The following is a 21,626-nucleotide window of genomic DNA, read 5'->3' as shown; positions in this document are numbered from 1 at the left end:
ACCCTTTATAGGGTCATTTTTTTTTATATTATTAGTGACAACCATTTCTTATTAAGTATCCCAATGTCTGAACCAGAAGAAACGAGCTCGAACCTTTCGGAAACTTTGTTTGTAAAGCACAAGCAAGCGAAAGAGACCTCAATGTTGACACAATACATGCCAAGCTCTGAAGCGCTATTGGATGAGAAACGTGAACAGCAAAACTCATCATGGTATCGAAACCTAAGACGTCTTCAGTGGGTATGGCAAGGCGTTAATCCAATAGAGCAGGAAGCGGTATTGGCTCGCATCGCGTCATCAGATAACTCTCGTACAACCGATGAGTGGCTTGATACGGTCATGGGTTACCGAAGTGGTAACTGGGCATACGAATGGACCAAGCTGGGTATGCAGCATCAAAATCGTTCTAATGAGAAGAATGGTGAAGAGATGGCTGAAGAGCTATTTTCCGCATCGTTGTGCTTCAGTATTGCGGGTTACCCACACCTCAAGAACGACAACTTGGCAGCTCAGGCTCAAGTGTTGGCCAACGCAGCGTATTCTGAAGCGATCAAGCACACTAAGTTGATCGTCAAGCAGATTGATATTCCATACCAAAACAAGAAGATCAAAGCGAACTTGCATCTAACCAAGACAGATAAACCACAACCGGTTGTGATTGTCAGCGCGGGTCTAGATAGCTTGCAAACCGATATGTGGCGCCTGTTTAGGGATTATTTAGCACCTAAGAACATTGCTATGTTAACGGTAGACATGCCATCAATAGGGCACAGTGCACATTGGCCGTTAACAGAAGACTCATCTTGTCTTCACCAAGCAGTGCTGAATGAATTGCCTAACATCCCATGGGTCGATCACCACAAAGTTGGCTTGTTTGGTTTCCGCTTCGGTGGCAATGCGATGGTGAGATTATCTTTCCTCGAGCAACATAAGATTAAAGCGTGTATTTCTTTAGGCGCGCCAATTCACGATATCTTTGTTCATGCAGACAAACTTAAGCAGATGCCTAAAATGCATCTAGATGTGTTGGCTTCGCGCCTTGGTAAAGGGGCGGTCGATATCAATAGCCTTTCTGGGCAGTTGATGGCGTGGTCACTCAAGGTACAAGGTTTGCTGTCAAACAGTAAAACCAGTGTTCCTATCTTGGCATTGGCACTGGAAGGCGACCCGGTTTCACCGCCAATGGATAATCAACTGGTTGCTATTTACAGTGATTACGGAAAAGCGAAGAAAATCAAAGCTAAGTCAATTACACAAGGTTATGAGCAATCCCTCGAATTGGCGATAAAGTGGCTTGAGGATGAATTATTTAGATGACATTTCTCCTAAATTAGTTAAGCATGAAAAATGTACAAACTAAGTACCTGATACTCAGAGGTCATTTATAAAATCCAAATGCGTAGTTTCTACGTATAACAGTCTGAGTAACGTCATTCTTAACATTGAAAATGGAGATTCAATATGTCAGAAGTGACACAACAACCTACGCATTACCGCTTGTTGAATGTTTTAAAGGCGATCGGGCCTTACTTAAGGGAACCGCAATCAGAAGAAGGCCACTATATCTTTGATTGCTTGTCTGTATGTGTGAACGATAAAAAATCACCAGAAGAACGCGAGTTCTGGGGCTGGTGGCTGGAATTGGATAAGTCGGAAGAGGGATATTCGGCGAAGTACAATATCGGCAAGTACAACATCGATGGTAACTGGGATTCTTTGCCGTTACCTAAAAAGGCGGTCGCTGAGGTCTCTCGAACTCAAGAAGCCTTCCACAAGAAACTGGTTGATGAACTTCAAAGTAAGTTTGAAATCAGTATCCAATTAGACGAAGAGTCTGTCGAATTCGTCTAATTTTAAAGGTTACTCTTCTATATAAAACAAAAAGGTGCGATTTCGCACCTTTTCTGCTTGTGAATTCCCCTTTTGATTGCTAAAACATCACCTCTTATTTGTTTTATCCATAAAAGACTTCATGACAACAAATCATCAAAGCGGGACAACAACACAGCGTAAAACTGTCGTTGTTAAACTGGGTACCAGTGTCTTAACTGGTGGAACATTGGCATTAGACCGCGCTCATATGGTTGAGCTGGTTCGTCAATGTGCTGAATTAAAAAAACAAGGCCACTCTGTGGTTATGGTTTCGTCTGGTGCAATTGCAGCAGGACGTGAGCACCTTGGTTACCCCGCACTTCCCAACTCAATGGCGAGCAAACAGTTGCTTGCGGCAGTTGGGCAAAGTCAGTTGATTCAAGTTTGGGAGTCTTTGTTTGCTATCTATGGCCTTAAGATTGGCCAGATGCTACTGACTCGTGCTGATCTCGATGATCGCGAGCGTTTTCTTAATGCACGTGACACGATCAACGCACTGGTTGAGCACGATATTATTCCGGTAGTAAACGAAAACGACGCAGTAGCAACCAACGAAATTAAAGTGGGCGACAATGATAACTTGTCGGCCTTAGTGGGTATTTTGTGCGGTGCTGATAAGCTTTTGCTACTAACAGACCAAAAAGGCCTGTTTACGGCTGACCCTCGTAAAGATCCAAATGCTGAGCTCATCAAAGAAGTGAAAACCATTGATGACACGCTGCGTAAGATCGCAGGTGGCAGCGGTACTACGTTGGGTACTGGCGGCATGGCGACAAAACTGCAGGCGGCTGACATTGCTCGTCGCGCAGGCATCGAAGTGATTATTGCTGCGGGCAGTGCTGAAAATGTGGTGTTTGATTCACTGAGTGATAACCCACAAGGCACACGTTTCTTGCCTTTAGCGGAAGCGCTTGAAAACCGTAAACGCTGGATTTTAGCGGGCCCTGCTTCAGCAGGTGACATCGTGGTTGACGACGGCGCAGTAAACGCAGTCAACACCAAAGGCAGCAGCTTGTTGGCGAAAGGGGTTGTTCGAGTTAAAGGCGAATTCTCTCGTGGTGAAGTTACCCAAGTCACAGACAGCAAAGGCAAAGTAATTGCGCGTGGTATCGCCAGTTATTCAAGCCAAGACCTAGCAAAAATTGCAGGCAAGCACAGTAAAGATATTGGCGACATCCTTGGATACGATTATGGGTCAGAAGTCATTCACCGTGACGACCTAGTTGTAATCCAAGAGTAGCTCGTGATGATAAGGTGAATCACCTTTTTGCATCCAAAGACAGACAGAATTTAGGGAGAGTTAAACGTGGATTTAACTAACATGGGTATCGCAGCAAAAGACGCTGCTTTCCACCTAGCGACCGCATCTACGGCGCAAAAGAATAAAGCATTGGCGATTATCGCTGATGAGCTAGAAGCAAACGCAACAACGATTTTAGAAGCGAACGCGAAAGACATCGAACTGGGTCGTGAAGCGGGTTTAACTGACGCACTGCTCGATCGTCTACTTCTTAACGAAGAGCGCTTAACCGGTATCGCTAACGATGTTCGTAACGTGATTAGCCTGAATGACCCAGTTGGCAGCGAAATTGACAGCAAAGTACTAGAAAACGGTATGTCACTGTCTCGCCGCCGCGTGCCACTTGGTGTGGTGGGTGTTATCTATGAAGCGCGTCCGAACGTAACCATCGATATTGCAGCTCTGTGTCTGAAGACAGGTAACGCAAGCATTCTACGTGGTGGTAAAGAGACGTTTTTCTCGAACATGGAACTGGTTAAGGTTATCCAGTCTGCATTAGAGAAAGCGGAGCTACCAGCCGCTTCTGTTCAGTACATCGAGAAGCCTGATCGTGAACTCGTTTCTCAACTGCTTAAACTGGACGACTACGTGGATATGATCATTCCTCGTGGCGGCGCTGGTCTGCACAAGATGTGTAAAGAGAACAGCACCATCCCAGTAATCATCGGCGGCTTTGGTATCAGCCATATCTTCGTTGATGAAAGCGCTGATCTTGAGAAATCTGTCGATGTGGTCGAAAACTCAAAAGTTCAACGTCCATCGGCGTGTAACTCGTTAGATACACTGCTAGTGCATGAAGCGGTTGCTGAAGCTTTCCTAACTAAGCTGAAACAGCGTTTAGCCGGCAAGGTAACCTTAGTTGCTGATACCAGTGCAAAATCGCTGCTAGCGGGTTTTGAAGACCAACGTGATGCGGTTGAAGGCGACTTTGACACTGAATGGCTAAGCTACACGCTAGGCGTGAAAGTGGTAGCGGATGTGGCAGAAGCGATTGACCACATGCGTGTACACAACGCGAGTCATTCAGATGCGATCATGACCAATAGCTTAGAGAGCTCAGAGCGTTTCATTAACTCTGTTGGTTCTGCAGCGGTTTATGTGAATGCATCAACACGTTTCACTGATGGAGCACAGTTTGGTTTAGGTGCTGAAGTTGCCGTGTCTACTCAGAAATTGCATGCTCGCGGCCCAATGGGCTTAGAAGAGCTGACAAGCTACAAATGGGTAGGTAAAGCGAACTATTTAGTCCGCGGTTAACGCTGGTCGTTAATTTTACTCCTCAGCTCATTTTTGAAATGGCGGTCGAGTAGCAATAATCAATGAATCACCACACAAAAGGGCCTTAATTGGCCCTTTTTCTTTCCTAACGTTTGGCAATTCCGTTACACTGATATTCAATTATTTGGAGGTGATATGCATTGTCCTTTTTGTTCAGAGAACGACACTAAAGTAATCGATTCAAGACTGGTAGCCGATGGCCATCAGGTTCGTCGTCGCCGTCAATGCCTTGCATGTAGTGAACGTTTTACTACGTTCGAATCGGCAGAACTTGTGATGCCTAAAGTCATAAAGTCGAATGGAAACCGCGAACCATTTAATGAAGATAAAATGGTGGGTGGTGTACAGCGCGCCCTAGAAAAACGCCCAGTGAGTGCTGACGCGATTGAACTTGCGATCAGTACGATTAAGTCACAACTCCGTGCAACTGGTGAGCGTGAAGTACCAAGCGAGATGATTGGTAATCTTGTGATGGGCCAATTGAAAGAATTGGATAAAGTGGCGTACATTCGTTTTGCCTCTGTTTACCGCAGCTTTGAAGACATCCGAGAGTTTGGCGAAGAAATCGCTAAATTAGAGGATTAACTCCTCAATCATGTCAAACTTTACTCCCCTAGATTTTCAAATGATGTCGCGTGCTATTCAGTTAGCAAAACGCGGCATTTACACTACTGCGCCAAACCCTAATGTGGGTTGTGTCATTGTACAAACCGACGGTCAGATCGTTGGTGAAGGTTTTCATGCCAAAGCTGGCGAACCTCATGCTGAAGTACATGCCATGCGAATGGCAGGCGACAAAGCAAAAGGTGCGACGGCTTATGTCACGCTAGAGCCTTGTTCTCATTACGGTCGAACGCCGCCTTGTGCTGAAGGTTTGATTAAGGCTCAAGTAGCCAAAGTGATTTGTGCCATGCAGGACCCAAACCCAAAAGTCGCAGGTCGTGGTATCAAAATGCTACGCGATGCGGGTATTGAGGTTGAAATCGGTTTGCTAGAGCAAGACGCTCTCGACTTGAACCCTGCATTTATCAAGCGTATGCAAACTGGCATGCCATTCGTTCAGTTAAAGATGGCCGCTAGCCTTGATGGGCAAACGGCATTGGAAAATGGCCAAAGCCAGTGGATCACATCGCCAGAAGCACGTCGTGATGTTCAGAACTACCGAGCAAAATCAGGCGCTGTGTTGTCAACTAGCCAGACGGTGATTGAAGACAACGCGTCGTTGAATGTTCGTTGGGCAGAGTTGCCAAGCAGTATCAAAGGTCATTACGCTGAAGACGAGCTGCGTCAGCCGATTCGCGTGATTCTTGATCGTCAAAACCAACTGCGTCCTGAACTCAAGTTATTCCAGACTCCAACATCGGTGTTGAGAGTTGCCGAAGCATCTGCTGATATTGAAGTCGCAACCACAGATGCAGGTCAGCTCGATTTGCACGATCTGATGCGTCAATTACCTGCCAATCATATCGACCATATTTGGGTCGAAGCGGGCGCAACATTGGCAAAAAGCTTGATTGAAGAGCAGCTGGTGGATGAGCTAATCCTTTATTTAGCACCTAAACTTATGGGCAGTGACGGACGAGGTTTGATGGGTGCATTAGGGCTCACTTCAATGTCTGACGTTATTGACCTAGAAATTAAAGATGTTCGACAGGTTGGTGTGGATATTCGCATCGTTGCGAAACCCGTATTTCGAAACAGATAGTAACGAAACCACAGTGGAAATAGTTACTCCAACTGCATACGTGTCGTTGACAACAAAAAGAGTTTTAAAATGTTTACAGGAATTGTAGAAGCCGTAGGTACATTGAGTGCAATCACTCCCCGCGGAGAAGACATCACCGTAACGGTTAATGTTGGTAAGCTTGATATGGCTGACGTTAAGTTAGGCGACAGTATCGCTACCAATGGTGTGTGTTTGACAGTTGTTGAATATAACGACCACAGCTACAGTGCAGATCTTTCGCTTGAGACCCTGAAAAAAACGGGTTTTGTCGATTACCAAGCGGGCGATAAAGTTAACCTTGAGAAAGCAATGTTACCAACCACGCGTTTCGGTGGACATATAGTGTCTGGTCACGTTGATGGCGTGGGTGAGATTGTTGAACGTAACCAAGTTGGCCGTGCGATTGAATTCTGGGTAGAAATGCCAGCAGAAATCTCAAAATACGTGGCTCAAAAAGGCTCAGTAACAGTTGATGGCATTAGCCTGACTGTGAACGATTTACGTAAGAACGCATTCAAGCTGACTATCGTTCCTCATACTTCTTCAGAAACCACCATCGACCAATTCAATGTCGGTCGTAAAGTGAATCTAGAAGTTGATGTATTAGCACGTTACATGGAGCGTTTACTGCAAGGTCAGCAACAAGAATCTGAGCCTGAATCTCGATTAACGATGGAATTCTTACAGCAGAATGGTTTTGCCTAACCGTTGATACAAAGTGCGTTAAGCGAGACTTTGTAAAGCGAAGCAATATCATCAGGTTTAAATAGTGTCGGTTCTAGGAAGCAGAACCATTTCAAAGGATATAGAACAATGCCAATTAGTACTCCTCAAGAAATTATTGAAGACATTCGCCTAGGAAAAATGGTTATCCTGATGGATGATGAAGATCGCGAAAATGAAGGCGATCTGATCATGGCAGCAGAACATGTGACGCCAGAAGCGATTAACTTCATGGCGATGTACGGCCGTGGTTTAATTTGTCTGACGCTAACCAAAGAGCGTTCAAACCGCATGGGTCTAGCGCCTATGGTTCAAGATAACAACGCACAGTACACCACTAACTTTACTGTTTCGATTGAAGCGGCAGAGGGCGTAACAACGGGTATCTCTGCATCAGACCGTGCAGTGACGGTTCAAGCGGCAGTGGCGAAAGATGCGAAAGCGGCTGATCTTGTTCAACCTGGTCATATTTTCCCACTGACAGCGCAAGATGGCGGTGTTCTGACTCGCGCAGGACACACAGAAGCAGGTTGTGATTTAGCACGTCTTGCAGGCTGCGAGCCAGCATCGGTTATCGTTGAGATCCTTAACGACGACGGTACTATGGCTCGTCGCCCTGACCTTGAAGTGTTTGCTGAAAAACACGACATCAAGCTAGGCACAATTGCTGACTTGATCGAATACCGCAACAACACAGAAACAACGATTGAGCGCGTTGCCCAATGTCATTTGCCAACTGAGTTTGGTGATTTCGAGCTTGTGACTTACCGCGATACAATTGATAACCAGATCCACTACGCGATGCAAAAAGGTGACCTATCTGAAGGTGCTCCTTTGGTACGTGTTCATCTGCATGACACGTTCACCGATCTGCTTCATTCAGACCGTGGTACGGAGCGTAGCTGGTCGCTAGATAAAGCGATGAAGCGCATTGGCGACGAAGGCGGTGTGTTGGTTATTCTTGGCAACGAAGAGTCGTCTGATTCTTTGATTCACAAAGTGAAGACATTCGAAGCGCAAGACAAGAACGAGCAGCCAACTATGGCGAAGAAGCAGGGTACCTCGCGTCGTGTTGGTGTCGGTTCTCAGATTCTTCAAGATCTAGGTGTGCACGATATGCGTCTGCTTTCTTCAAGCACTAAGCGTTACCACGCATTGGGTGGTTTTGGCCTTAACGTTGTTGAGTACGTTTGCGAATAAACCATGCGTTAGCAAGCAGACGTTTCTCCGTTTGTAGCAACATAATTTACCGATGATTTCAGTGGCTCTTTTGGTGATAAATCTTGCCAAAAGAGCAAAGTAGCCAAGTCCGACTCAAAACGTGTTCAACACACAAACTTGGTTACTCGCTGTTCCTATATGCTTGGGATCAGCGCTGCATTATCATCTTTACATTGCCGGTGTCTGTTCTTCTAAATTACCATTAGATATTGCTCACAGTTTTGTGCTAGAATCCGGCGATTCTCACTTGATGAAAATAGTTAAAGGAAGGCTTATGAAAGTGATCGAGGGTGGCTTCCCAGCGCCAAATGCAAAAATTGCTATCGTTATTGCTCGTTTCAACAGTTTTATTAACGAAAGTTTACTTTCTGGTGCAATCGATACTTTAAAGCGTCATGGACAAGTAAGCGAAGACAACATCACTGTTGTTCGTTGCCCTGGTGCAGTAGAACTTCCACTTGTAGCGCAGCGCGTTGCAAAAACAGGTAAGTTCGATGCGATTGTATCTCTTGGTACAGTAATTCGTGGCGGTACACCTCACTTTGACTATGTTTGTAGTGAATGTAATAAAGGTTTGGCACAAGTGTCTCTGGAATATTCTCTTCCAGTAGCGTTTGGTGTTCTTACTGTTGATACGATCGATCAAGCTATTGAACGCGCAGGAACCAAGGCTGGTAATAAGGGTGCAGAAGCAGCACTTAGCGCACTTGAGATGATCAACGTTCTTTCTGAAATCGATTCCTAATGGGGGCCAGTGTGAAACCAGCCGCACGTCGTAACGCACGTCAATTTGCTCTACAAGCAATTTATTCTTGGCAAATTACTAAAGAAAATATTGCTACCGTTGAAGAACAGTTCTTATCTGGTGGTAAGTATGATGAAGAAGAGCATCATGCTGCAGAGCCTGCTCTTGCTATGCCAGAAACAGACGTTGCATACTTCCGCGACCTACTAACTGGTGTTGCTCTTAGCCACATGGAACTTGATAGCAAGCTTCGTCCATTCGTATCTCGCCCTATGCAAGATCTGGATCTGATGGAGCTAGCGCTTCTACGTTTAGCTATGTACGAGATGACTCGTCGCGAAGATGTACCATACAAAGTGGTTATCAACGAAGCTATCGAGCTTGCAAAAGTATTTGCAGCAGAAGACAGCCATAAGTTTGTTAACGGTGTGCTTGATAAAGCTGCACCGCACGTTCGTAAGAAATAAGACGTTCGTATATTGAATCTAAAGGTCAGCTTTATGCTGGCCTTTTTTGTAACTAAATTTCTGTAATATCCATGATTACGGCGATTTTTATGAGACTAAAGATAGGGCATGTGATGTCTGGCGAATTTAACCTGATTGAAAAATATTTTGTAAATCGACAACCACAACGTAAAGACGTTCTTCTAGCTGCTGGCGATGATTGTGCTTTGGTCAAAGCGCCGGGCAATGTTGAGATAGCGATCAGCACGGACACCTTAGTGGCTGGTACCCATTTCTTAGCTGAGGCGAATCCGGCTTGGGTGGCACACAAAGCGTTGGCTTCCAATATCAGTGACCTTGCTGCAATGGGCGCGACGCCTGCTTGGGTGTCTTTTGCTTTAACCATGCCTGAAATCGATGAAGCATGGCTTACTCCCTTCTGTGACTCCTTTTTTAAACTCGCAGACTACTTTGGTATTCAGTTAATTGGTGGCGACACAACCAAAGGTCCACTAAGCCTGACACTGACGGTACAGGGCTTTGTTCCTGAAGGACGAGCGCTGCGCAGAGATGGCGCGAAAGTGGGCGACTGGATTTACGTAACAGGTAATCTAGGTGACAGCAAAGCTGGCTTAGAAGTGTTACTTAACCCTGAGCAGAACAGAGCGAAGCCCTATGCTGCTGAGCTTGAAGAAAGACATTATGTGAGCGCCCCACGAGTGTTAGCGGGTCAGGCTCTAGTGAACCTTGCTTCATCTGCGATTGATATCTCTGATGGCGTTATTGCTGATTTAAAACATATCCTTAAGCGTTCTCAAGTTGGCGCGAGTATTGATGTAAGCACGCTGCCTATCTCTCCAGAGTTACGTCAGTTCGCTCCTGATATCACTTCAGCTCAGCAGTATGCGCTAACGAGTGGTGAAGAGTACGAACTGTGCTTTACTGTACCAGAAGAGAATAAAGGGTCGCTGGAAAGTGCTTTGTCACACACTGGTACAAAAGTCACCTGCATTGGCCAGATAAGACCTGTAGAATATTTTGAATTACACAATAATGGTGAACCACTAAGCTGGAACTTAACTGGTTACGATCACTTTAAGGTTAATTGATGACAAACCCACTTTCTCTTATTTCTCTTAAAAATCCTTGGCATTTCTTAGCAACGGGTTTTGGCAGTGGCTTATCGCCTATTATTCCCGGCACAATGGGCACGCTTGCGTCAATTCCGTTGTACCTATTGTTGGTTCAGCTACCGTTTCCTGCTTACGTTGCCGTGGTGGTGGTAAGCTGCATTATTGGTATTAAGATCTGCCAAGTAACGTCTGATGATATGGGCGTGCATGACCACGGTTCTATCGTTTGGGATGAGTTTGCGGGCTTTTGGATCACCATGAGCTTAGTGCCTATGCTGAATATCCCTGCCGATGACTGGAAATGGCTTCTGACTGGTTTTGTGCTTTTCCGCTTCTTTGACATGGTAAAACCTTGGCCGATTGGTTGGCTAGATGCGCGAATTCACGGCGGCTTGGGTATCATGATTGACGATATTGTAGCGGGTATTATGGCGGCTATTTCGTTGTATGCCGTGGCACATTTCGCAGGTTGGTTAGTGTGAGTTAACTGAAGGGCTAAGGTTTAGTTGGCGATACACCAAACTAATTAGCAGATACTAAAAAGGTTGACCCTAGGGCCAACCTTTTTTGTTTGCGGAGCTTACGAGCTTACGTATTAAAGCTACTTGGCGAGATAGTCAGTGATAGACTTCTCAATGCCTTTCGCGTCCAAACCAAGCTCTTCATGCAGTTCGCCTTGCGTACCTTGAGCAATGAACTTGTCTGGTAGGCCAAGGTTCAATACTGGCATCAGCAGTTTCTCTTGCATCAAGAACTCAATCACACCTGCGCCCGCACCACCTGCAATCGCGTTTTCTTCGATAGTTACCAGTACATCGTGGTCAGCAGCAAGTTGTTTGATCAGAGCTTCATCGAGTGGTTTCACAAAGCGCATATCTGCAACTGTCGCATCGATGACGTCAGCGGCTTGAAGTGCACTCTCAAGGAAAGTACCAAAGCTTAAGATAGCGACTTTCGAGCCATCTTTTGTTTTTTCGCTTTCGCGAACGATACGACCTTTACCAATCTCAAGCGCGGTAAATTTATTTTGTATCTCAGTACCCATACCATTACCGCGAGGGTAACGAACGGCACTTGGACCTGTATGCTGGTGGCCAGTGTAAAGCATTTGGCGACATTCGTTTTCGTCGCTTGGCGCCATGATCACCATGTTTGGAATACAACGCATAAAGCTTAAGTCGAACGCACCTTGGTGTGTTTGACCATCAGCACCGACAAGACCTGCACGGTCAATAGCGAACATGACCGGTAAGTCCATGATAGCCACATCGTGGATCAGTTGATCGTAGCCACGTTGTAGGAACGTCGAGTAGATAGCGACAATCGGCTTATCACCCGCAATCGCCATACCCGTTGCTAGGGTCACAGCATGCTGCTCAGCAATTGCTACGTCGAAGTATTGTTCTGGGTACTCTTTCGAGAAACGCACCATGCCAGAACCTTCACGCATTGCAGGCGTGATCGCCATTAGCTTAGGATCTTGCGCCGCCATATCACACAGGAAGTCACCAAAAATCTTAGAGAAAGTTGGTTTAGAGCTGGTGCTCTTAGGCAGACTTGAGTGTGCTGGATCGAATTTCGGTACGCCGTGGTAACCGATTGGATCTTTCTCAGCTGGCTCGTAGCCTTTGCCTTTCTTAGTCATGATATGCAGGAACTGAGGGCCTTTAAGGTCTCTCATGTTCTTAAGCGTTTTAATCAGCTCATTGACATCGTGACCATCAATTGGGCCAATGTAGTTAAAGCCTAACTCTTCGAACATGGTGCCAGGGACAACCATACCTTTTAGATGTTCTTCTGTACGACGAACCAGCTCTTTAATCGGCGGAACGCCTGATAGCACTTTCTTGCCGCCCTCACGAATTGACGTGTAAAGACTGCCAGAAAGAACTTGAGCGAGGTGGTTGTTTAGCGCACCTACGTTTTCAGAGATCGACATCTCGTTATCGTTCAGGATAACCAGCATGTCATTGTGAATATCGCCCGCGTGGTTCATGGCTTCAAATGCCATACCCGCAGTAATCGCGCCATCACCAATCACACTCACGACTTTACGGTTCTTGCCTTCTTTCTTCGAACTGATAGCCATACCAAGTGCAGCACTGATCGATGTTGAAGAGTGACCAACAGAAAGGGTGTCGTATTCGCTCTCTTGACGCCATGGGAATGGGTGCAGTCCATCTTTTTGACGGATAGTCGACAAGCGGTCGCGACGACCTGTAAGAATTTTGTGCGGGTATGCTTGGTGACCAACATCCCAAACCAACTGGTCAAAAGGCGTGTTGTACACATAGTGCAGAGCAACTGTCAGCTCTACTGTACCTAAGCCTGACGCTAAGTGACCACTTGACTGGCTCACTGAGTTAAGAAGATAGGTACGTAATTCATCACAAAGCTGTGTCAGCGTCTCTTTTGGAAGTAGACGCAAATCCTCTGGCTTATCAGCCAAAGCAAGAGTTGGGTACTTTGATATATCAAGAGTCATAGGTAATGCGCGCTTATTGTCTTAGTTCTTGCGCTCGATGACGTATCGGGCGAACTCTTCGAGTAACTGGGTATTGTATGGGATTGCAGCCAAAGCTTGAAGCGCTTCCTGTAGCAGAGTTTGCGCTTTTTCTTGAGCGCCCTCTAAACCTAGCAAAGAAGGGTAGGTGCTTTTGTTCAATTCTTGGTCAGAACCCTGTGGCTTACCCAAAGTTTCAGTATCGCCAGTGATATCTAAAATATCATCTTGAACCTGGAATGCTAATCCAATGGCGTCGGCGTACTTGTCTAATTGAGGCATCACTTCAAACGCTTTTTCACCAGCAGCGAGAGCACCTAAACGAATCGCACATTTCATTAGCGCGCCCGTTTTATTGCGGTGAACTTCTTCTAACTCTTCTAGCGTGACAGAGCGGTTTTCAGCTTCAATATCAAGTGCTTGTCCAATGCACATACCTTGTGCACCAGAGGCTTCGGCTAGGCGTTGAATCATTCGAACGCGATTGCTTTCACCGTCAGCACTTAATGTACCTTCCGCAAGTATAGTAAATGCCAGAGTTTGTAGGGCATCGCCCGTTAAAATGGCGGTCGCTTCATCGAATTTGATGTGACAGGTCTGATGGCCACGACGCAGTTCGTCGTCGTCCATTGCTGGCAGGTCGTCGTGAATCAGAGAGTAGGCATGAATACATTCGACTGCAGAAGCTGGAGTGTCGAGTTCTTCAGCGGTGCAACCGAGCATCTCCCCTGTAATATAGACAAGAAATGGACGCGCGCGCTTGCCGCCTAAAAGTAACCCATAACGCATTGCGTTGATCAGGTTCTGATTTTGGTGTGGCAGGCGATCAAGCCAAAGGTTCAGTTGCTCGTTATTACGTGCCTGATAAGACAATAAAGTCTCGATCATAGGGGATCTCATACAATTCGTTATTCTGGTTGTGGGTTAAAGTCACTAAGTTCTGCGTTTTCATCATTTTGCAGTAGGATGCTAACACGCTGTTCAGCATCGTTTAGTTTGCTTTGACCGGCACGAGCGAGGGAGATGCCTCGTTCGAACTTTTTCAGCGCATCATCTAAAGCTAGATCACCATTTTCTAGTTGATCAACCAAGCCATCAAGCTCTTCGATTGCTGCTTCAAAGCTCATATTTTCAGGTTTCTTAGTAGCCATAATAAATCTGCGTTTGGAAAGATGAACGAACGTTACCCTAGGCCGCTGAGATGGTCAAATGTAACCAAGAAATTTTGCTAGAAAGTTCGTTTTTAAGGGGCTTGAACGCACTTTGCTTGAATAACCTTAGCTTTATCGAGTTTATGCGCTACGTATAAGAGCAAAGTAAGCCAATAGTTGGGATTCAAAAACGAAAAGTGTGATACTTAGGCCAAGAATTTACTAAAAGATCTTATAGTCTTGCCGATACAAAGATTATCGTCGACATAGAGCTACAAAAAAGCATGAGGAGTGCTCAGTGGATTTAGCAACCCTAATAGGTTTGATTGGTGGATTTGCCTTTGTAATTATGGCAATGATCCTAGGTGGAAGCCTCGGGATGTTCTATGACACGACATCCATTTTGATCGTAGTTGGGGGCTCAACCTTTGTTGTTCTAATGAAGTTCACCATGGGACAGTTCTTTGGTGCGACTAAAATCGCAGGCAAAGCTTTTATGTTTAAAGCGGATGAGCCTGAAGATCTTATTGCGAAAGTTGTAGAGATGGCTGATGCGGCTCGTAAAGGTGGTTTTTTAGCACTGGAAGAGATGGAAATTAACAACAGTTTCATGCAAAAGGGCATCGATCTTTTGGTGGATGGCCATGATGGAGATGTAGTTCGTGCTGCACTGCAAAAAGACATCGCATTAACCACAGAGCGTCATGAGCAGGGCGCGAAGGTGTTCTCTGCATTTGGTGATGTAGCACCCGCGATGGGTATGATTGGTACCTTGGTTGGCTTGGTTGCCATGCTTTCTAACATGGATGATCCAAAAGCGATCGGCCCTGCGATGGCGGTGGCACTTTTAACCACCCTATATGGTGCGATTCTTTCGAACATGGTGTTCTTCCCAATTGCCGACAAGCTTGCGCTGCGTCGTGACCAAGAGACACTCAACCGTCGTTTGGTTATGGATGGCGTACTCGCGATTCAAGATGGTCAGAACCCACGAGTAATCGATGGTTACCTGAAGAGCTACCTAAACGAAGGTAAGCGTACGATTGATGGTGAACCTGCGTAAGAGGAGTTGAAGATGGATGAAGAAAATCCATGTAAATGTCCTCCTCCGGGATTGCCTCAATGGATGGGGACATTTGCTGACTTGATGTCACTGCTGATGTGTTTCTTCGTACTGCTGCTCTCATTCTCTGAGATGGACGTACTGAAGTTCAAACAGATCGCTGGCTCGATGAAATTTGCGTTTGGTGTACAAAACCGCTTGGAAGTGAAAGACATTCCTAAAGGCACCAGCATCATTGCACAAGAGTTTCGACCTGGTCGTCCAGAGCCGACACCGATTGATGTGATCATGCAGCAGACGATTGATATTACGCAGCAAACGCTTGAGTTTCATGAAGGTGAATCTGAGCGTGCTGGCGGTACCATGCGTGATCAAGGCAAGATGACCGGAGGCAAGTCGCCAGAGGTTTCGACTCACGACAATCAAAACTCTGAGTCAGACCAACAGCAACAACAAGCTGAAGCTCAATCGCAAGAGATGGAAACCTTGATGGAAAGCATCAAGAAGGCGTTGGAGCGAGAGATAGACCAAGGCGCGATTGAAGTTGAAAACCTTGGCCAGCAGATTGTGATTCGAATTCGTGAGAAGGGTGCATTCCCATCGGGTTCTGCTTTCCTACAGCCTAAGTTCCGACCTTTGGTGAGACAGGTTGCTGAGTTGGTGAAAGATGTTCCGGGTATCGTTCGAATCTCAGGGCACACCGATAATCAACGTCTTGATTCCGAGCTTTATCGATCTAATTGGGACTTGTCATCACAGCGAGCAGTGTCTGTTGCTCAAGAGATGGAAAAGGTGCGTGGTTTCTCTCATCAACGCTTGAGAGTACGCGGCATGGCGGATACCGAGCCAGTCGAGTCGAACGATACTGAATGGCAACGTAGCCTCAACCGCCGCGTTGAAATCAGCATCATGCAGGGCGAGCCGCTTTACAGTGACGAAGTGCCTGTTATTAATGAATAGCCGATACGTGTACACACGGTAGCATGCAGATAGCATCGAAAGCCCAACCTTATAATGAGGTTGGGCTTTTTGTTTGCTGGTCTTCAATGGTTCTCTCTGCGGCATTTATGTCGTTTCGAAACCTGCTACTGTTAATAACAAGCGGTTTAATGATGGTGTTACAGCAAGCACTCTTTTCCTTGCTTCACTTTCTCATGTATAATTCGCGCCCTTAGATTTAGATATGATCTATTCTTGCTTCAAGTGCTGTGTAAATTCTCTAATTTACTTGGCGATGAGCGTTTTCAAAATTTTGAACATTAATGTTGTGAAAGTACTATGAAATTTATTGTTAAGCCCCATCCGGAAATTTTTGTAAAAAGTGAATCGGTGCGTAAGCGCTTCACAAGGATTCTAGAGTGCAACATTCGTAACGTTATTCAACGTCGCTGTGAAAGTGTTGCGGTATTCAACCGTCGCGATCATATCGAAGTGACGTCTGAGAGTGACCAGTACTACGCAGAAGTGTTAGAGGCTCTGACTCACACTCCAGGTATTCACCACTCTCTTGAAGTTCAACAGTCTGAGTTTAAAGACTTGCACGATATTTACGAGCAAGTACTAGAACGCAGCCGTGCTGACATTGAAGGCAAGACTTTCTCTGTTCGAGCTAAGCGTCGTGGTAAGCATGACTTTACCTCTATTGAACTTGAACGCTACGTAGGCGGCGGCCTAAACCAAGCAGTTGAGTCAGCTAAAGTTCGACTTAAGAACCCTGAGGTAACCGTTAAAGTTGAAGTGGCTAACGATAAGTTAAACCAAGTTCTAGCTCGTCACAAAGGCCTAGGTGGTTTCCCTCTTGGTACCCAAGAAGATCTACTAAGCTTGATCTCTGGCGGCTTTGATTCTGGTGTTTCAAGCTACCTGCACATCAAACGTGGCTCTAAGGTTCACTACTGTTTCTTTAACCTTGGTGGCCCAGCGCACGAGATTGGCGTTAAGCAAGTGGCTCACTACCTATGGAATAAATACGGCTCATCTGCAAAGGTGAAGTTCATTTCTGTAGACTTTGAACCAGTGGTTGCTGAAATTCTTGAGAACGTAGAAGACGGCCAAATGGGCGTTGTTCTTAAGCGTATGTTCATGCGTGCTGGTGGTATGGTTGCAGAGCGCTTCGGTATTGAAGCTCTAGTAACGGGTGAAGCACTTGGTCAGGTTTCTAGCCAAACGCTAACTAACCTTCGCCACATCGACAACGTGACAGATACTTTGATTCTTCGTCCGCTTATCAACTGGGATAAAGAAGACATCATTGACCTTTCTCGTATCATCGGTACTGAAGACTTCGCTAAAGTAATGCCTGAGTACTGTGGTGTTATCTCTAAGAAGCCAACAGTGAAAGCGAAGAAAGGCAAACTGGAAGCAGAAGAAGCTAAGTTTAACTTTGAAGTGCTGGATCAAGTGATCGAGAACGCTCGTGTTATGGATATCCGTGACATCGAGAAAGAGAGCCAAGAGCAAGCGCCTGAAGTTGAACAAGTTCAAGCTGTTGCTGAGCACGCTATCGTTCTTGATATCCGTAGCCCAGAAGAAGAAGACGAAAGCCCATTAGAGATCGAGGGTGTTGAAATTAAACACATCCCATTCTTCAAGCTTTCGACTCAGTTTGGCGACCTAGACCAAGCGAAAGAGTACTTGCTGTACTGTGACCGTGGTGTAATGAGCCGTCTACAGGCACTTTACCTACAAGAGCAAGGCTTCCATAACGTTAAGGTTTACCGCCCATAGTGGTGTGTTGACCAAGCGTTAATCATTTTGCAAAGCCGTTTACTGAAAAGTAAGCGGCTTTTTTATTTTCTATTGTGAATGATTTACAGTAGTCAGACAGAGGCGTGAGTTTGGGCGTGCTATCGTCATGCTCAGCTTTGAAATTTTTGATTGATAGAAAGAGTGTGTTCTAAACGGGTTTATAAGTACCGAAGAAGTGTGAGTATCTTGAAGTATTCTGTTACTTTTTAGTGCAACTCAATGGTGCTATTTGTATGTGTTCAGTTGATTATTTGAGTGGGTGTCTGATTCTGTGATTGGCGATGAAAAATAATAAAGATTAATTAGCACAGCTATTGATAAACTTGTTGTTACATTTCTTTGCACATAAAAAAACACCGCCCATAAGGCGGTGTAAACAAATTTGACAGACAGGTCAAAATAAATACAGGAAGTACATGCCTCGTTTCAGTATAAACTGCAACAAAACATTTGGTAGAACTCTACCCAACTCGAAAAGAACGAGTTTGCAAACACAACATCGCAGGAGCTAAGCCAATTGATTCTAGAGAGAATCAAGCCGTTCAGGCTAGCTGCTGCGGGATGAAATATAGAATTTCTCTGGCTGCTAGGCAATGGACAAATTATAATGTTTCAGATAAAAAAAACTAATGCTTATTTAGAGAGTAACTATGTCTCGTCGATTACCCCCATTAAACTCGCTAAGAGTGTTTGAAGCTGCAGCTCGACACTTGAGTTTTACGCGTGCTGCAGAAGAGTTGTTTGTTACTCAAGCGGCAGTCAGTCATCAGATCAAAGCGCTTGAAGAATTCTTATCTTTGAAGCTGTTTCGCCGAAGAAACCGCTCTTTGCTGCTAACTGAAGAAGGTCAAAGCTACTTCTTAGATATCAAAGATATTTTCACATCACTAGCAGAAGCGACAGACAAAGTGCTGGAGCGAAGTGAGAAGGGCGCATTGACCATCAGTTTACCGCCGAGTTTTGCTATTCAATGGTTGGTACCAAGGCTCGCTGACTTTAATCAGCAAGAGCCTGATATTGATGTAAGAATCAAAGCCGTTGATATGGATGAAGGCTCGCTAACCGATGATGTAGACGTCGCTATCTATTATGGCCGAGGTAATTGGTCGGGGCTTAGAGCCGATAAGCTTTACCAAGAATACTTGATCCCTCTTTGCTCACCTTCCGTGCTGCTAGGAGTAAAACCATTAGAATCTCTCAGTGATTTAGCATGTCATACGCTATTGCATGATACTTCTCGAAAGGATTGGAAACAGTTCGCTAAGCAAAATGGCATCGATGGGGTAAACGTTAATCACGGCCCTATCTTCAGTCACTCAACCATGGTGCTGCAGGCAGCGGCTCACGGCCAGGGCATTGCTCTGGGTAACAACGTGTTGGCGCAGCCTGAAATCGAAGCGGGTCGTTTGATTGCGCCTTTTGATGAAGTGTTGGTGAGTAAGAACGCCTTCTATGTGGTTTGTCATGAGAAACAAGCCGACATGGGTCGTATTGCTACCTTCCGCGACTGGATGCTAGCGAAAGCGCAAAGTGAACAAGAGGACTTACTCGATGAATAACGTCATCATTGATGGTGAAGACAATCCCATCACCTTTATCTTTGCCCATGGTGCTGGCGCAGGCATGGAGCATGAGTTCATGCAGTCGGTAGCCAAAGGGTTAGCCTTTAAAGGGATACGAGTGATTCGTTTCAACTTCCCTTACATGATTAAACGTGCTGAAGATGGTAAGCGTCGTCCACCTGACAGAGCGCCTAAGCTACTTGAAGCCTATCAAGAGATTATTGAGCAGGTTGATGCCGATAAGCTTGTGATTGGTGGTAAGTCGATGGGAGGGCGTATGGCGAGCCATTTGTCTGAACTTGATAAGGTGGCCGCAATGGCGTGTTTAGGCTTTCCTTTCCACCCACCAGGTAAACCCGAGAAATACAAAGGTGAGCATCTGGCTGAGTTAGCAAAGCCATGCCTCATTTTACAAGGTGAGCGCGATACCTTTGGTAAGCGTGAAGAGTTTGCTGATTTTGATCTGTCTGATTCTATTCGTGTTGAATTTATTCCCGATGGCGACCACAGCTTTAAACCTCGTAAGAGTTCTGGTTACACCGAGCAGCAGAATATTGCGTTAACCGTTGAGAAGTTATCAGCGTTTATCAAAGAGGTACTCAATGAGAAGTAAGTATTTACTCACTTTTGCAGGTATCTCTGGCGCAATAGCCGTAATGCTAGGTGCCTTCGCCGCTCACGGGTTAAAAGCTGTCTTGCCAGAGTATCTGCTAGGCGTGTTTGAGACAGGTGTTCAGTACCAGTTTATCCATACACTAGCAATATTGGCGTGTGGTGCTCTGCTACAGATGAAACTTGGTGCTAAATCACAAAAATATTTTTTCATTGCGGCAATTTGCTTTATCATCGGCATCCTTTGTTTTAGTGGCAGCCTTTATGGCTTAGCACTGACAGGAATAAAATGGTTTGGCCCTATAACACCGTTTGGTGGTCTACTATTTATCATTGGTTGGGGAGTCTTCTCCTTCGCTGCTTTGAATATAAAAGAGGTAACTCAGTGAAACACGTACTACTTTATTGTCGCTCTGGTTTTGAAAAAGAATGTGCTGGCGAAATTCAAGACAAGGCAACACAACTGGAAGTGTTTGGTTTTCCTCGCCTAAAGAACAATACAGGTTTTGTATTGTTTGAATGTTACCAAGCAGGTGAAGCGGACAAGTTGATCAAAGAGATCGATTTCCAATCACTGATCTTTGCTCGTCAAATGTTGGCAGTGGCTGTTGAAATTAAAGACCTGCCAACCGATGACCGTATTTCTCCAATTCTTGAGGCGCTTTCTGAGAAAGAAGGTTTCCCTCGTTGTGGTGATATCCGTATTGAAACGCCAGATACTAACGAAGCAAAAGAGCTTTTGAAGTTCTGCCGTAAATTTACCGTGCCGATGCGTCAAGCGATGCGTGGTAAAGGCCTGATGACAGCGAAAGATAACGCTAAGAAGCCTGTGCTTCATTTATGCTTCATCGCTCCGGGCCACTGTTTTGTTGGTTACTCTTACCCAACGAACAACTCCCAGTTCTTTATGGGTATCCCTCGTCTGAAGTTCCCATCAGATGCGCCAAGCCGTTCTACATTGAAGCTAGAAGAAGCATTCCACGTATTCATCCCTCGTGATGAGTGGGACGAGCGTTTGGCTCCAGGTATGTGGGGTGTTGATTTAGGTGCATGTCCAGGTGGTTGGACTTACCAATTGGTTAAGCGCTCGATGTTCGTTCACTGTGTTGATAACGGCATGATGGCAGACAGCCTAATGGAAACAGGTCAAATTAAGCACCACATGGTGGATGGCTTTAAGTTTGAACCAGACCGTAAGAACGTAACTTGGATTATCTGTGACATGGTTGAGAAGCCAGCTCGTGTTGCTCACCTTATGGGTGAGTGGATCATCAAAGGCTGGGCGAAAGAAGCACTGTTCAACCTTAAACTGCCTATGAAAGGCCGTTACGATGAAGTACTGCAAGATATAGAGAACCTAAAAGTGTTCCTGATTGAGAACAAAGTGAAGTTCAAGATGCAGGCTAAGCACCTTTACCACGATCGCGAAGAGATCACGGTCCACATTCAGGCGCTTTCAAACATCTCACCGCACTAATATTTACGTTAGTGTGTCAGTGATAAAAAATGCTCCTTTAAGGGGCATTTTTTGTATCAATATTAT

At 45.5% G+C, this 21,626-nt stretch carries 22 protein-coding genes; 19 read left to right on the top strand and 3 right to left on the bottom strand.

Going from position 1 to position 21,626, the window contains the following annotated elements; genetic code table 11:
• Positions 1 to 63 precede the first annotated feature (63 nt).
• The 12 genes from frsA to pgpA all read left to right on the top strand — a co-directional run bounded on the left by frsA (position 64) and on the right by pgpA (position 10,926).
• Positions 64 to 1,317, top strand: a complete 1,254-nt coding sequence (frsA, locus tag AB6F11_RS00680) for an esterase FrsA (RefSeq protein WP_017060788.1) — start codon at positions 64 to 66, stop codon at positions 1,315 to 1,317.
• Between the two features lie 144 nt (positions 1,318 to 1,461).
• Positions 1,462 to 1,851: a sigma factor-binding protein Crl gene (crl, locus tag AB6F11_RS00675; RefSeq protein WP_017060787.1), complete on the top strand. Its 390-nt coding sequence runs from the start codon at positions 1,462 to 1,464 to the stop codon at positions 1,849 to 1,851.
• A gap of 76 nt (positions 1,852 to 1,927) precedes the next feature.
• Entirely contained in the window at positions 1,928 to 3,112 is a 1,185-nt protein-coding gene (proB, locus tag AB6F11_RS00670; protein WP_012604650.1) for a glutamate 5-kinase, read from the top strand.
• A gap of 66 nt (positions 3,113 to 3,178) precedes the next feature.
• Positions 3,179 to 4,429 carry a glutamate-5-semialdehyde dehydrogenase gene (locus AB6F11_RS00665; protein WP_017060786.1) on the top strand — a complete coding sequence of 417 codons (1,251 nt, stop codon included), beginning with the start codon at positions 3,179 to 3,181 and terminating at the stop codon, positions 4,427 to 4,429.
• Between the two features lie 156 nt (positions 4,430 to 4,585).
• A complete protein-coding gene (gene nrdR, locus AB6F11_RS00660) occupies positions 4,586 to 5,035 on the top strand; it encodes a transcriptional regulator NrdR (protein ID WP_004734394.1) in 450 nt (149 codons plus the stop codon).
• 40 nt (positions 5,036 to 5,075) lie between these two features.
• Positions 5,076 to 6,155: a bifunctional diaminohydroxyphosphoribosylaminopyrimidine deaminase/5-amino-6-(5-phosphoribosylamino)uracil reductase RibD gene (gene ribD / locus AB6F11_RS00655; protein WP_017060785.1), complete on the top strand. Its 1,080-nt coding sequence runs from the start codon at positions 5,076 to 5,078 to the stop codon at positions 6,153 to 6,155.
• A 69-nt stretch (positions 6,156 to 6,224) separates the two neighbouring features.
• Positions 6,225 to 6,881, top strand: a complete 657-nt coding sequence (locus AB6F11_RS00650; RefSeq protein WP_010436361.1) for a riboflavin synthase — start codon at positions 6,225 to 6,227, stop codon at positions 6,879 to 6,881.
• A 108-nt stretch (positions 6,882 to 6,989) separates the two neighbouring features.
• The gene (gene ribBA / locus AB6F11_RS00645) at positions 6,990 to 8,099 is read left to right on the top strand and encodes a bifunctional 3,4-dihydroxy-2-butanone-4-phosphate synthase/GTP cyclohydrolase II (protein ID WP_017060784.1); all 1,110 of its coding nucleotides are present in this window, start codon (positions 6,990 to 6,992) and stop codon (positions 8,097 to 8,099) included.
• 295 nt (positions 8,100 to 8,394) lie between these two features.
• The gene (gene ribE / locus AB6F11_RS00640) at positions 8,395 to 8,865 is read left to right on the top strand and encodes a 6,7-dimethyl-8-ribityllumazine synthase (protein ID WP_004741508.1); all 471 of its coding nucleotides are present in this window, start codon (positions 8,395 to 8,397) and stop codon (positions 8,863 to 8,865) included.
• The gene (gene nusB / locus AB6F11_RS00635) at positions 8,865 to 9,332 is read left to right on the top strand and encodes a transcription antitermination factor NusB (RefSeq protein ID WP_004734399.1); all 468 of its coding nucleotides are present in this window, start codon (positions 8,865 to 8,867) and stop codon (positions 9,330 to 9,332) included. The genes ribE and nusB overlap by 1 nt, the downstream gene beginning before the upstream one ends.
• Positions 9,333 to 9,445: 113 nt before the next feature.
• Positions 9,446 to 10,420 carry a thiamine-phosphate kinase gene (gene thiL / locus AB6F11_RS00630; RefSeq protein ID WP_102393210.1) on the top strand — a complete coding sequence of 325 codons (975 nt, stop codon included), beginning with the start codon at positions 9,446 to 9,448 and terminating at the stop codon, positions 10,418 to 10,420.
• Positions 10,420 to 10,926 (top strand): phosphatidylglycerophosphatase A, encoded by a 507-nt coding sequence (pgpA, locus tag AB6F11_RS00625; protein WP_017060782.1) that lies wholly within the window; start codon positions 10,420 to 10,422, stop codon positions 10,924 to 10,926. Before thiL ends, pgpA begins: the two co-directional genes overlap by 1 nt.
• Before the next feature lie 119 nt (positions 10,927 to 11,045).
• Here the strand turns inward: pgpA and dxs are convergent, their stop codons facing one another.
• The 3 genes from dxs to xseB are packed head-to-tail and all read right to left on the bottom strand — an operon-like array spanning position 11,046 to position 14,098.
• Positions 11,046 to 12,929, bottom strand: coding sequence for a 1-deoxy-D-xylulose-5-phosphate synthase (gene dxs, locus AB6F11_RS00620; RefSeq protein WP_017060781.1), 1,884 nt, complete (start codon positions 12,927 to 12,929; stop codon positions 11,046 to 11,048).
• Between the two features lie 21 nt (positions 12,930 to 12,950).
• The gene (gene ispA, locus AB6F11_RS00615) at positions 12,951 to 13,835 is read right to left on the bottom strand and encodes a (2E,6E)-farnesyl diphosphate synthase (protein ID WP_102393211.1); all 885 of its coding nucleotides are present in this window, start codon (positions 13,833 to 13,835) and stop codon (positions 12,951 to 12,953) included.
• 20 nt (positions 13,836 to 13,855) lie between these two features.
• A complete protein-coding gene (gene xseB / locus AB6F11_RS00610; protein ID WP_004734405.1) occupies positions 13,856 to 14,098 on the bottom strand; it encodes an exodeoxyribonuclease VII small subunit in 243 nt (80 codons plus the stop codon).
• A 298-nt stretch (positions 14,099 to 14,396) separates the two neighbouring features.
• On the opposite strand from xseB, the gene pomA reads away from it, so the two are divergent.
• The 7 genes from pomA (at position 14,397) to rlmM (ending at position 21,560) form a co-directional block, all read left to right on the top strand.
• Positions 14,397 to 15,161 (top strand): flagellar motor protein PomA, encoded by a 765-nt coding sequence (gene pomA / locus AB6F11_RS00605; protein WP_017060778.1) that lies wholly within the window; start codon positions 14,397 to 14,399, stop codon positions 15,159 to 15,161.
• A 12-nt stretch (positions 15,162 to 15,173) separates the two neighbouring features.
• The gene (locus AB6F11_RS00600) at positions 15,174 to 16,121 is read left to right on the top strand and encodes a flagellar motor protein MotB (protein ID WP_059020020.1); all 948 of its coding nucleotides are present in this window, start codon (positions 15,174 to 15,176) and stop codon (positions 16,119 to 16,121) included.
• 318 nt (positions 16,122 to 16,439) lie between these two features.
• A complete protein-coding gene (thiI, locus tag AB6F11_RS00595) occupies positions 16,440 to 17,888 on the top strand; it encodes a tRNA uracil 4-sulfurtransferase ThiI (RefSeq protein WP_102393212.1) in 1,449 nt (482 codons plus the stop codon).
• Between the two features lie 671 nt (positions 17,889 to 18,559).
• Entirely contained in the window at positions 18,560 to 19,468 is a 909-nt protein-coding gene (locus tag AB6F11_RS00590; RefSeq protein WP_012604639.1) for a transcriptional regulator GcvA, read from the top strand.
• A complete protein-coding gene (locus AB6F11_RS00585; protein WP_102319949.1) occupies positions 19,461 to 20,084 on the top strand; it encodes an alpha/beta fold hydrolase in 624 nt (207 codons plus the stop codon). The genes AB6F11_RS00590 and AB6F11_RS00585 overlap by 8 nt, the downstream gene beginning before the upstream one ends.
• Entirely contained in the window at positions 20,074 to 20,472 is a 399-nt protein-coding gene (locus AB6F11_RS00580) for a DUF423 domain-containing protein (protein ID WP_017069500.1), read from the top strand. The genes AB6F11_RS00585 and AB6F11_RS00580 overlap by 11 nt, the downstream gene beginning before the upstream one ends.
• Complete coding sequence (rlmM, locus tag AB6F11_RS00575; RefSeq protein WP_017070491.1) at positions 20,469 to 21,560, top strand: 23S rRNA (cytidine(2498)-2'-O)-methyltransferase RlmM; 1,092 nt, start codon at positions 20,469 to 20,471, stop codon at positions 21,558 to 21,560. Before AB6F11_RS00580 ends, rlmM begins: the two co-directional genes overlap by 4 nt.
• Positions 21,561 to 21,626: the final 66 nt, after the last annotated feature.

Source organism: Vibrio sp. 10N.247.311.14, from assembly GCF_041467715.1.
In the GTDB taxonomy this organism is placed as follows: Bacteria; Pseudomonadota; Gammaproteobacteria; order Enterobacterales; family Vibrionaceae; genus Vibrio; species Vibrio crassostreae_C.
The sequence above is the reverse complement of the archived record's forward strand: the minus strand, read 5'-3'. Positions and strand labels throughout refer to the sequence as shown.